Origin of the sequence: Streptomyces sp. NPDC048636, from assembly GCF_040650655.1 — a bacterium.
In the GTDB taxonomy this organism is placed as follows: domain Bacteria; phylum Actinomycetota; class Actinomycetes; order Streptomycetales; family Streptomycetaceae; genus Streptomyces.
Genome location: NZ_JBEZHR010000004.1, coordinates 396,607 through 408,457, shown reverse-complemented (window position 1 = coordinate 408,457; position 11,851 = coordinate 396,607). Strand labels below are relative to the sequence as shown.

Annotated in this window: 6 protein-coding genes; 5 read left to right on the top strand and 1 reads right to left on the bottom strand. The window is 70.7% G+C overall.

Annotated elements, in window-relative coordinates; genetic code table 11:
- Window positions 1–305: 305 nt before the first annotated feature.
- Window positions 306–3,827, top strand: coding sequence for a cytochrome b5 domain-containing protein (locus tag AB0C66_RS14565; protein ID WP_362437161.1), 3,522 nt, complete (start codon window positions 306–308; stop codon window positions 3,825–3,827).
- A gap of 89 nt (window positions 3,828–3,916) precedes the next feature.
- On the opposite strand, the gene AB0C66_RS14560 is transcribed toward AB0C66_RS14565, so the two are convergent.
- Window positions 3,917–6,541 (bottom strand): FHA domain-containing protein, encoded by a 2,625-nt coding sequence (locus AB0C66_RS14560; RefSeq protein WP_362437159.1) that lies wholly within the window; start codon window positions 6,539–6,541, stop codon window positions 3,917–3,919.
- 628 nt (window positions 6,542–7,169) lie between these two features.
- Here AB0C66_RS14560 and AB0C66_RS14555 point away from each other — a divergent pair.
- The 4 genes from AB0C66_RS14555 (at window position 7,170) to AB0C66_RS14540 (ending at window position 11,846) form a co-directional block, all read left to right on the top strand.
- Complete coding sequence (locus AB0C66_RS14555) at window positions 7,170–7,772, top strand: DUF4232 domain-containing protein (RefSeq protein WP_362437157.1); 603 nt, start codon at window positions 7,170–7,172, stop codon at window positions 7,770–7,772.
- Between the two features lie 260 nt (window positions 7,773–8,032).
- Window positions 8,033–8,563: an EF-hand domain-containing protein gene (locus AB0C66_RS14550; RefSeq protein WP_362437155.1), complete on the top strand. Its 531-nt coding sequence runs from the start codon at window positions 8,033–8,035 to the stop codon at window positions 8,561–8,563.
- A gap of 13 nt (window positions 8,564–8,576) precedes the next feature.
- The gene (locus AB0C66_RS14545) at window positions 8,577–10,442 is read left to right on the top strand and encodes an acyl-CoA dehydrogenase (protein ID WP_362437153.1); all 1,866 of its coding nucleotides are present in this window, start codon (window positions 8,577–8,579) and stop codon (window positions 10,440–10,442) included.
- Between the two features lie 63 nt (window positions 10,443–10,505).
- Entirely contained in the window at window positions 10,506–11,846 is a 1,341-nt protein-coding gene (locus tag AB0C66_RS14540; protein ID WP_362437151.1) for a cytochrome P450, read from the top strand.
- Window positions 11,847–11,851 lie beyond the last annotated feature (5 nt).

Genomic DNA, 11,851 nt, shown 5'->3' with positions numbered 1-11,851 from the left:
TGCGACGGTCCGGCATACCTCGCCCGCGCCCGCCACCAGGCCCCTGCCCTGCGGTGATGGGGCCCTTGCGCGGACCGTCCGCGCCTTCCGGCTTTCCGCCGCGCGGGCAACCGATGTGACAGATCGCCACTCTTCCCCCCGGAAGGCACCTGAAGGCATCCGCACGCCACCCAACGCATCCGACGGCTTCCCTTGGCATCCGAAGACCCCGGACAGCGATTCGGTCGCCTTCTCCGCTTCGCGGTGCGGGGATGCGTTCCTCGTTCCGCACCACCCGCCGGTCCGCTTCGGAGAGTAGTCGCGCGATGATCGACCCCCGTCCCCACCAGACCCCGTCCGAGTCCCTCCGCGCCACCGGTGCCCCCGCCGTGCCGAGCCGGCGCGTGCTGGAGTCCGCCGAGGAGTACAACGCGGCACACGGTCACGAACTGAGAGGCTTCCTCTCCTCCTCGTCCGGTTTCATCCCCAAGCTCCCCACCGTGCGGTCCTTCCCGGCGAGCCATACGGCATGGGACGTGGTGATCGCGCGGATGCCGGAACTTTGGCGTACGGTGACGCTCCGTCAGACGCTGTGCGAGATGCCGGTGCTCGGCGCCGGACCGGAAGACCTCCCCGACGCGTTCGTCTGGCGGGCGTCGGTGGCGATGAGTGTTTTCGCCCATGCCTTCGTCCGTGTGGAGACGCTGCCCGACGACGGGTTGCCACCCTCGATCACCGTGCCCTGGGCGCAGATCAGCGAACGCCTGGGCCGCCGCGAGCCACATATGTCGTACAACGACCTCATCGTGTACAACCACTCGCTGCGTGACGCGAATCTGCCCGATCCCCACCAGGTCGAGAACATGGAGCTGCTCGTACCCAGTGTGGACAACCGCGAGGAGAGACGCTTCTACCTGGCGCAGGTCGAGATCCTCGCCCGGTCCGCGCCCATCGTCACGGCGGTGGTGCGTGCCCAGGAGGCCGTGGCCCGCGACGACCGTGACGCCCTCGCCGCCGAGCTGACGCTGATGCTGCGGACCTGGCGCGACATCACCGAGCTTTCGTTCCGGAAGGTCGACCCCAACCCGCTCTCGGCGACCTTTGTGGACCAGGTGGTGTGGGCGAACACCGTCGCCCCGCTGGCGGTGCCGATCAAGGCCGGGACCGCGGGACCGGGAGGCGAGGCGTCCCCGGTCTTCCACCTGATGGACGCCTTCCTCGGCCGGAAGCACAAAGAGTCCAGACTCGGCAAGGAGGTCGCGGAGTTGCGGGAGTGGTTCCCGCCCCACCACATCGCCTTCATCGAGGCGGTGGAGGAGGTCTCGGTGCGCGACTACGTCGCCGCGAGCGGCGACCGGCGGCTTCAGAACCTGTTCTCCACGCTGTTCGACGCCTACGCCGGTAAGAAGGGCTATCTCGGCACCCACCGGATGAAGGTCTACGGCTTCCTGGAACTGGCCTTCAAGGTCGGCCGGTCCAAGACCATCACGGGCATCGTCGGCGGCTTCAAGGAGCAGCACTGGAAGACCCTCGACGAGATCCTGGAGGAAACCAGGCTGGAGCGCTACCGGGAGCTGCCACCGCACGTTCAGCACGCGCGGATACGCACCCGGACACCGGCCGCCGAGGAGGGCGAGGTCACCCATGTGGTGCTGGACGCCTCCGAGACCGGCGCCCTCTACCGCCCCGGTGACCGTTGCGGGGTACTGCCCACCAACCGGCCGGAGACGGTCGAGGCCACACTGCGGGCGCTGGGCGCCACCGGCGAGGAGGAGATACCGCTGACCGCCGCCTGGCGGGAGGCGATCCGTTACCGCGCCCGGCACCCCTTGTCCACGGACACCCTGCCGCTGCGGACCTTCCTGTCCTACGCCAAGCTCCGTCCGCTGACCGGCGATCTGGTCGGCCCGCTGCTGAAGACCACCGGGTCCGCCGGTCTGCGAGCCGTCGCCGGAAGCCGTGGACTGGCCCGGTGGGAGCTGTCCGACGCGCTGGCCCTGCTGAACGAGGAGGGCCATCCCCTCCACCGGATGCTGACCGCGGGCAGCCGGGACGCCTGGTCACTGGCCCGGCTCGTACCGCCGGAGGACTTCCGTATGTACTCGGTCTCCTCGGCCCCGGCACACGGTGCCGGGGAGCTCTCCGAGGAGGTCCGGCTGACCGTCGCCAGACTGAGCCACCGGGCCGACGACGACAGCCCGCGCGGACCGGCGGCCGAACTGCTGGGCACCGCCTCCGCCTTCCTCACCTCGGCCGGGACGGAGTCCGACGCGGTCCCGCTCCAACTGGTCCGGCCCAGCCGGTTCGGACTGCCGCGGGACAGCTCCCGGCCCCTCGTGATGTTCGCCGCCGGAGTGGGTGTCTCCGCCTTCCTGGGCTTCCTGGCACACCGCCGTACCGACCCCTCGGCCGGGCAGAACTGGCTGTTCCTGGGCGCCCGGAGCCACCGCCATGTCTACGGTGAGCCGGAGATCCACTCGGCGGTGGCGGAGGGCAAGCTCGCCCTCTACATCGCCTTCTCCGCCGAGGATGGCGGTGTGCGCGCCGGATTCGGTGGGCCCGCCCGCACGGTCACCACCCCCGCCGGACGTCTGCACGACGTCCTCGCCGACGACCCGGAGGCCCAGCGGACCCTGTGGGATCTGCTGCGCGGTGAGGAGGACGGTGGACAGGGGGCCCACTTCTACGTCTGCGGACGCGCCGAGTTCGCCGGGAGTGTCATGGCCGCCCTCCAGCAGGTGGCCGCCCGTTTCTCCGGCCCCGATGAGCGGCCCGAGACCGTACTGCCCCGACTGGTGGCCGAAGGCCGCTACCTCCAGGACGTGTTCAGCTCATGGACCCCGGACACGGCCGACGGCCCGGTGTACGACGTCTCGGAGGTGGCGCGGCACACCACCGCCGAGGCCGGGCAGTGGATGATCCTCGACGGCGAGGTCTACGACCTGACGGAGTTCCTGCATCTGCACCCCGGAGGCCCGCGCATCCTCACCGAGAACATCGGACTGGACGCCACCACCGAGTACCGGGCCGTACTGCACCACGAGAACAGCGAGATCAACGCGATGCTCGCGATGTACCGGATCGGCACCGTCCGGCGCCTGGACCTCGGCGACCGGCGCGGCACCGCCGTACCCCCGGGCCATGACCCCGTCGAGATCTCGCTGGACGAGCTCTACCGCTGCTGGGTGCGGCTGCTGCACCTGCTCACCGCGATGTCCAACGCCCTCGCCAACGACTGGTGTTTCATGACCGGGGCGATGACCCGCGGGGACGATCCGGAAGGGCTCAACGCGCTGAAGGCGCAGTACGCCTCCAACGCCCACCAGCGCTTCCTGGGCAGCTACTTCCAGGCCGCGCTGACGGAGGAACTGCCCTCCCTCTGGGCGCTCACCACCGCTCTGGCCGCGCCACAGGGCCTCACCCGCGACCTCGGCGGCGAGCTCACCCGGACCATGGCCGAGCCCGACGCCCTGGCGGCGGCCCGCTTCGCGGAGGAGTTCCGGACCGCGTACCGGTCCGTCGACGGCGACCCCACCGCGGTGGACGACTCCACCTGGTCGGCGCTGCGAACGGTCTGCGCCGAGGTACGGAAGCAGGACATGGCGTTTCTCGAGGATCTGCGCTCGGCGATCCGCGACGGTGTCATGGTGTTCGAGGAACTGGAGGCCCGCGCGGCCACCGACGGCGGCGAGCGGCTGATCGCCGTCCTCGACGCGATACCCGCGCTGGTGCGCTTCCACCACAAGGCGCTGCTCAGTGGGCTGGCCCCGGTGTGGCCCATCCCGTCCGGCTCCCTCCCGTCCGGCTCCGTCCCGTCCGGTGCGGACACTCTCCGTTCTCCGGGCTGAGACACCCGCGACAAGCGGTGATGGCGGGTTGGCATGGTTCGGCCGGGGCCCTTGTGGAGGGCCCCGGCCGCGTGGCGAAGCGCAACCGCCTAGTCGCGCATGACCTCGGGTTCATGCCGGCGCAGCAGACGCGCCACCGCGAAGCCGCAGACCAGCCCGATGGCCAGAAGCACACCGAGGTCGATACCCCACTGGGAGACGGTGTGGGCCCACAGCGGGTCGACATCGTCCGGCTTGTCGAGCTTCCAGGGCGGCATGGTGTGCGCGAGGTCGAGCGTGGTCCCGGCGCCGGCGATCGCCCAGCGGGCGGGCATCAGCCAGGCGAGTTGTTCGATGCCCGGTGAGTCGAAGAGCTTGAAGAGGACACCGGTGAACACGACCTGGACGACGGCGAACATCACCAGCAGCGGCATGGTCTTCTCGGGGGTCCGCACCAGTGCGGAGATGACCAGGCCGAACATCATCGAGGTGAAGCCCAGCGCACTGATCACCACGCAGACCTCGACGGCCGTGGGCATGAGCAGCCCGCGGGCGGGCAGTTGGCGGACGGAGAAGCCGATCGCGCAGATGACGGCACCCTGCGCCGCGGTGATCAGACCGAGGACGAGCACCTTCGACATCAGATACGCGGACCGGGACAGACCCGTGGCTCTCTCCCGTTCGTAAATCACCCGTTCCTTGATCAACTCGCGTACGGAGTTGGCCGCGCCGGAGAAACACATGCCGAGGACGAGCACCAGCAGAATGGTTCCGGACTCCTGGTTGTAGCGGAGACCGCTGTCGGGCGGTGGCGGGACGAGTCCGTACGTCGCCGGAACCAGACAGCTCACCCCGCCCAGTACGGCCGGGAGGAGCAGCATCAGCGCCATGAACCCCTTGTCGGAGCCGATGACCGACAGATAGCGGCGGATCAGGGTCCACAACTGGGCCGTCCAGCGCTGCGGTTTGGGTTGCGAAGCCCGTATGGGCGGGTGTACCGGAGGGATGCCGGGCTCCTGCGGCGGTACGGCCGAGTCGATCTCCGCGAGGCACCGCTCGTACTGCCGGGAAGCCCGCCAGCGGCCGCCCCAGTCATCGTCGCGGTGGTTCTCGAAGGCGGAGAAGATATCGGCCCAGCTGCTCTGGCCGAAGAAGTCCAGGGCCTCGTCCGGTCGCCCGAAGTAGGCCACGGAACCGCCAGGAGCCATCACCAACACCCGGTCGCAGACCGACAGTTCGGCGACGGAGTGGGTGGCCACCAGGATGGTGCGGCCGTCGTCGGCGAGCGTCCGCAGCAACTGCATGACGTCGCGGTCCATACCCGGGTCCAGCCCGGAGGTGGGCTCGTCCAGGATGATCAGGGAGGGCTTGGTCAGCAGTTCCAGGGCCACGGACACCCGCTTGCGCTGACCACCGGAGAGCGAGACGACCTTCTTGTGCCGGTGGACGTCGAGTTTCAGCTCCTGGAGCACCTCGTCGATACGGGCGAGGCGCTCGGCGGCCTTGGTGTCACCGGGGAAGCGGAGCCTGGCGGCGTACTTCAGCGCGGTGTCGACGGTCAGCTCTCTGTGCAGGATGTCGTCCTGCGGGACGAGGCCGATACGGCGGCGCAACTCGGCGAACTGGGTGTAGAGATCGCGGTGGTCGTAGAGGACATGGCCGCGGTCGGCGGGCCGGTAGCCGGTGAGGGCGCGCAGCAGGGTGGACTTCCCCGAACCCGAGGGCCCGACCACCGCCACCAGCGACTTCTCCGGGACACCGAAGGACACGTCGTCCAGGATGGTTTTGCCGCGCCCGACGGTCACCGTCAGGTTCCGGGCGGCGAAGGAGACTCCACCGGTGTCGACGAACTCCTCCAGCCGGTCCCCGGCGAGGCGGAAGGTGGAGTGGCCGACACCGACGATGTCGTACGGGCCGATGAGCCGGCGGTCCACGGGCTGCCCGTTGACATAGGTGCCGTTGTGGCTGCCGAGGTCGACGATCTCGAAGCGGCCACCGGGGAGGGGCTGGAACTCCGCGTGGTGGCGGGAGACATGCGGACCCTCCACCACGAGCTCGTTGTCGGGCGCGCGGCCGATGCGCAGCGGCCGCCCCAGCTCGAGCCGGTGAACGCCCGACGGGCCCCGGTCGAAGGAGAGGGCCGCGGCGGCCCCACGGGGCCCGTCCGCGTCGCCGTCGTCGGGCCGGTGGGGGTCCCTGGCGGCCGCCGCGCCCGCGGGAGCCCCGAGCAGGGCGGGGCTGCTGAGGTCGGCGGCGTGGCGGTGGGGGACGGGGCGGAACAGACCGTCGCCGGGGGCGGCCTGCTGCTCCGGCCTCCGCGTGGTGGGCATGGCGGGCTTCGGCGCGCGAAGTGGCCGGGCGGCGGAGGGGGCTGAGGCCGGTGCCGGGGCCTGAGCCGGTTCTGCCGAGGGGGCCGACGGGCCGGAGGGGACGGAATCCGCCGCGGCCCCGGTGAAGTCCAGCCGCATACCGCTGGAGACGTCCCCCAGCCGGACGATCGAACCGTGGGCGAGCTCGATCCGCTGGATCCGGCGTCCCTCCGTGAACGTGCCATTCGCGCTGCCGAGGTCCTCGATGAACCATGTCCCGCCGTCGCAGTGGATCGTGACATGCCGCCGGGAGACCCGGCGGTCGAGGCTGGAGATGTCGGCCTGCTGGTCGCGCCCGATGGTGTAGCTCCGGGACGCGTCCAGGGTCCAGGCGCGTCCATTGGCATGCAGTACAAGTTCCGGCACGTCTGCCCCCAGTCGATCGTGTGCATCGAGGCCGTGTGTCCGAGGACAGGCGACGGCTCGGAAGGGTCCTGCGGTTCCTGCGGTTCCGGCGGTTCCGGCGATTCCGGCGGGCGCCCGGGCGGTCCGGGCGCCGGGGAGCGTCATCCGGCCGGCGGCGCGAGGTGGCCGACCAGCACCGCCCCGTAAGTGAGCCGACTCCTCGGCGGGCCGTGGGCCGGCCGGCGAGGGCGCGTATCCGGTTTCGCCGAGGCACGGTGGGCCGATTCCCTGCGAACGGCGATGCGGGCGAAGTGTTCCTCGGGTGTCACGGCGGTGTGTCCTCGTGGCGTCGGTCCGTCGGTGTGCGGCCCGGACCGGGCACGCCGGTGCGTACGGTCATGGCCGGCATGGAAGAGGGCGCGAGACGTGCGGAGGTTGCGTGTTGCTTGGTTCGGGCCCTCCGGCGGCGGGGAATCCCGCGGCCCGAGGGCGCGGGGCGTGCGCCGCACTGACACCCTGAGCGGCTGTCGGCGGGGCGCGTTAGTGAGGCGTTAGCGGTTCGGCAGCGGTACGGCAGTCGTACGCCAGCGGGGCCGGACAGTCTTGAGACGTACCGCAGGACGACCACAACCCACAGGGGGAACGACCGATGTCGATCACCACCACCAACGCCCGCACCATCCGCACCGCCGTCGCCAGCCTGACCCTGATGGCCGCCGCCATCACCCTCACGGCCTGCAACAACGACGACGCGGACGGTGTCAAGCGCTCCGGCTCCGCCGAGAGTTCGGCCGCCGCTCAGGGCTCCGACTCCAAGGGTGGCTCGGGCGACTCCGGTGCCAAGGCCAAGACCTGTGATCCAGGCAAGGTGTCGATGAGCGTCAGCAAGGTCTCCCGGCCGGTCAACCACCTGCTGCTCAAGGCCACCAACAACTCCGGTACCACCTGCAACCTGCCGGGCTACCCCCTCCTGCGGTTCGATGAGGCGCAGGCGGCCACCCCGGCCGCCGAGGCCACCAAGCCGCAGGCCGTCGTCACCCTCGCGCCCGGCAAGTCCGGCTACGCGGGCATCCTCACCTCCAGCGCCGACGGCTCCGGCAGCGAGGGCACCAAGGTCGCAAAGCTGGGTGTGAGCCTCCAGGGCTCGGACGCCGCCACCACCGTCTCGCTGCCCGGCGGCTCGGTGTACATCGACAGCAGCGCACAGGTCACCTACTGGCAGAGTGTCAACGCCGACGCGCTCGACTGGTAAGCGACGAAAACACCCGCACCACACAGGGACCCGGGCAGCCGACTCCCCTGCGGCTGCCCGACGACCGACGGCCCCCGCGACCTCCGCGGGGGCCGTCCCGTCAAGTCCCTCGCCGGTGAGCGTGGCGATCCCTCTCTCCACGGCGTCACGCGGGGCACCCGCTTTTCACTCGAATGAGGCTCCATGACGGGTGGATTCATCCGATCGCCCGCCGATATTCTCAATCCGCTTCGGGCGAACTGAGAGCACTGGAGGGCTACATGGGTGCACTGCTGGATCAGAAGTACGAAAAGCTCTTCTCGTTGCTGGACGCGAATGGCGACGGTGTGATCGCCGCGGACGACTTCGACGTGATGGCCGGGCGCGTTCTCGCCGCCTTCAACGAGGAGCGTACGGCGAAGGGGCAGAAGTACGCCGACGAGATGACGAACTACTGGCGGGCACTGCGTGACACCGCCGACGCCGACGGCGACGGCCGGATCGACAAGACCGAGTTCCGTCAGGCCCTGCGCCAGGTGAGCGACAATTTCGACACCCTGATCGGCCCGCTCTACCAGGCCGGTTTCCACCTCGCCGACCGCGATGACAACGGTCTGGTCGGCAAGGACGACTTCGTCGTCGTTCTCGTCGCCATCGGGGTTCCCGCGGCCGAGGCCGAGGCGGCCTACGACCGGCTGACCGCGCGGGGCGGGGAGCTGACGAAGGACCAGCTGATGACCGCCGCCATGCACTACTACCGCAATGAGGACCCGGCCGACACCGCCAGCCATCTGCTCTTCGGCGCACTGTGAGGTAGAGCCCGCTGTGGACGTGATCGCGGTGGCGGAAACGGGCGCCACGGCCGACGGCACCGCGGTCCCGGCGGAGCGGGTACGGATACCGCTGCTCACCGAGGTGCTCTTCGACAGACGTTTCGACGATCTGCACCGACCCTGGACGGAGCTTTTCCGTCGGGACATTTTCCATTACCGCGACGGACTGTCGCCCGCAGAGCGCTCCGAACTCGCCTATCGGCGGCTGCGGATGGTGAACGAAGAAATCGATTCCGTCGAGGATCTGGTCTCGGAAACCGATCGACTGGTATCACTCCATGAGTGGTTGGGCGTGGTCGACGGCACACTGACCACACTGGCGACCATCCACTACAACCTGTTCCTGGGCAGCCTGCTCCGCCTCGACCCCCGACGCACGGTGGACCTCGTACCATTCACCCGGCTGCGGCGGTACGGCACCGTGCTGATAACCGAGCTCGGCTATGGGAACAATGCCGCCGAGTTGGAGACCACGGCCACCTACCGGCCGGATAGCGACACCTTCGTCCTGCACACCCCGTCGTTCGCCGCCCAGAAGTTCATGCCCAATACCGGTCCCGTCGGCGGGTGCAAGAGCGGGCTGGTCGCGGCCCGGCTGATCGTGCGAGGCGAGAACTGCGGCGTGTTCCTGTTCCTTGTGCCGTTGCGCGATGCACAGGGGCCGCTGCCCGGTATCAGGGTGCGTCCTCTCTCGGAGACGCCCGGGTCGGCGGTCGACCACGCCATCACCTCGTTCGACCGAGTGACGCTTCCGCGTACGGCGCTGCTGGCCGGCGACCACGCGGAGCTGACCGGCGAAGGGGCGTTCCACAGCAGGATCGGCAGTCGGCGCCGCCGGTTCCTGCGGTCCATCCAGCGCGTCACCACGGGCAAACTCTGCCTGAGCGCGGCGGCGCTGGGCGGAGCCCGGGCATCCCTCGCCATCGCGGTGCGGTACGGCCATCGGCGGCACACCTTCGCTCCGGCGAGCAGATCCGGCGTCCCGGTCTTCGCCTACCGCTGCCACCAGACCAGGCTCATCGGGGCGGTGGCCCGCGCCTACGCGGCCACGTTCCTGCTGCGCGAGACCACCCGGCGCTGCGCGGGTCGGGGTGACACCGAGTCGGCCGAGGCGGAGGTGCTCGTCGCGGTGGCGAAGGGCTGGATCACCTGGCAGGCCCGGGACATCGTGATCGAGTGCCGAGAACGCTGCGGCGCCCAGGGGCTGCTGTCGGCCAACCGCATCGTCGATCTGCTCACCCCGATCGAGAGCACCATCACGGCCGAAGGGGACAACCTGGTCATCTGGACGAAGGCCGCCGCCGACATGCTGACCGGGCGCGGCTACAGCCCGCCCGCGGCCCCCGCCACGCGGACCGGCGAGCTGACCGACCGCGCCTTCCTGCTCGATCTGCTCGTGCGCCATGAGCTGTACTGCCTCCGGCATGCCCGCGGCCGCCTCAGCATGTCCGGTGCCGGCCCGATGGACCGTTGGAACCACGCGGTGAACCCGGCCCTGGACCTCGTCGACGCGTATGCCGCCCGGCGGGCCGCCCAGGCGTTCCTGGCCGCCGCCGGGCGCGTCGACGACCACGCCACGCGGAGCCTGCTCGAGCAGGTCTTCCAGCTGTTCGTACTCCAACGGCTCACCCCTTACGCGGGGTTGCTGCTGGCGGATGGGCACCTCACCGCCGAAGCCGTCCGCGATCTGGCGCCCGCCGTCGACCGTGTCAGTGCCGGACTGGCCCCCCACGCGCTCACCCTCGTGGCGGCGTTCGCCATTCCGGACCCGGTCCTCCAGGCCCCCATCGCCACCGACCGCTATGCCGCCGTCTACGACGACCCGGCGGGACCCTGGCATACCGTCCCGGTCGGCTGAGCCGGGCCGGACCGGCCTCACCTTCCCCGTGTCCACCGTCCGTTCCGAGGAGCGCCACCGGCCATGAGCGATGCCTTCACCCGGGAGCCGTTGTGGGACCCCCGGCGCTTCCCACCCGCCGCCGGTGCGCCGCGGGCCGTGCAGACGACCCGGATGCTGCTGGACCCCCAGGGCTACGCGCGCTCCCTGCGGCGGCGGTTCGGGCCGGTGTTCTCGCTCCGCGCGTACCCGTACCGCGGCGCCCTGGTATGCGCGGCCGACGCCGCGGCCAACCGGGCGGTGCTGACCGACCACGAGCGGTTCACCGGCGGTGACGCCGCCGCGCTGCTGGCGCCCGCGGTCGGCGCCGGATCGCTGATCTGCACACCGCCACCCCTGCATCTGGGCCGTCGCAAGCTTCTGCTGCCTCCCTTCCACGGGGCGCGGATCGCCTGCTGGACGGAGCGCGTACGGGACATGGTGCACGCCGGACTGCCCGATCTGCTGTCCGGCGACGGTGTGCCGGTGCGGCCGTGGGCGCAGCGGCTGACGCTCGACGTCATCCTCAGGGTCGTCTTCGGCCTGACGGACCCGGGCCGGGCCGCGGCCTTCCGGCACGCGCTGAACGCGTTCGTCGGCACGGGCAATCTCGCCGTGCTCTTCCTGCCCGGGCCGATGCGGCGCGATCTCGGGCCGCTCTCCCCGGGCGGCCGTTTCCACCGGCTCCGCGCGGCGGTACGGGAGCTGACCCGGGAGGAGATCGCCGCACGACGGGCCGCGCCCGACCGGGCCCGGCGCCACGATGTGCTGTCCATGCTGCTCGACGCGCGCGACGAGTACGGGGCCGGGCTGGACGACGCACAGCTCCTGGACGAGCTGACCGGTCTGGTGCTGGCCGGTTACGAGACCACGGCGACCACGATCGCCTGGACACTGCATCTCCTCGCCCACCACCCCGCCGTCCGAGACGACCTCATCGCCGACCTCGACGCGGGCTCGGACCGACTGCTGAAGGCCACGGTCAAGGAGTCCGGCCGACTGCGCCCCGCCGTCTACAACGCCATGCGCACCGCGGCCCAGGACACGGAGCTCGGCGGCCACCCGGTGCCGCGACACGCATTCGTCGCGGCGCTCTTCCCGCTCACCCACCTCGACCCCGAACTGTGGCCGCGGCCGGACGACTTCCGGCCCGAGCGCCACCTGGGCACCGATCCGGCGCCCTACTCACTCACACCGTTCGGCGGCGGTGTGCGGCGCTGTATCGGGGTGTCGCTGGCCCAGCTCGAGATCGAGACCGTGCTGAGGGAGATCCTCGCGGCGGCCGTCCCCGAGCCGGCCGGCCCCCTGGAACCGGCGCGGCTCGTGGCGGTGACGCTCGTCCCCGCCCGGGGCGGCCGGGTCCGGCTCCGCGAGCGCCGCCCGTAGCGCCC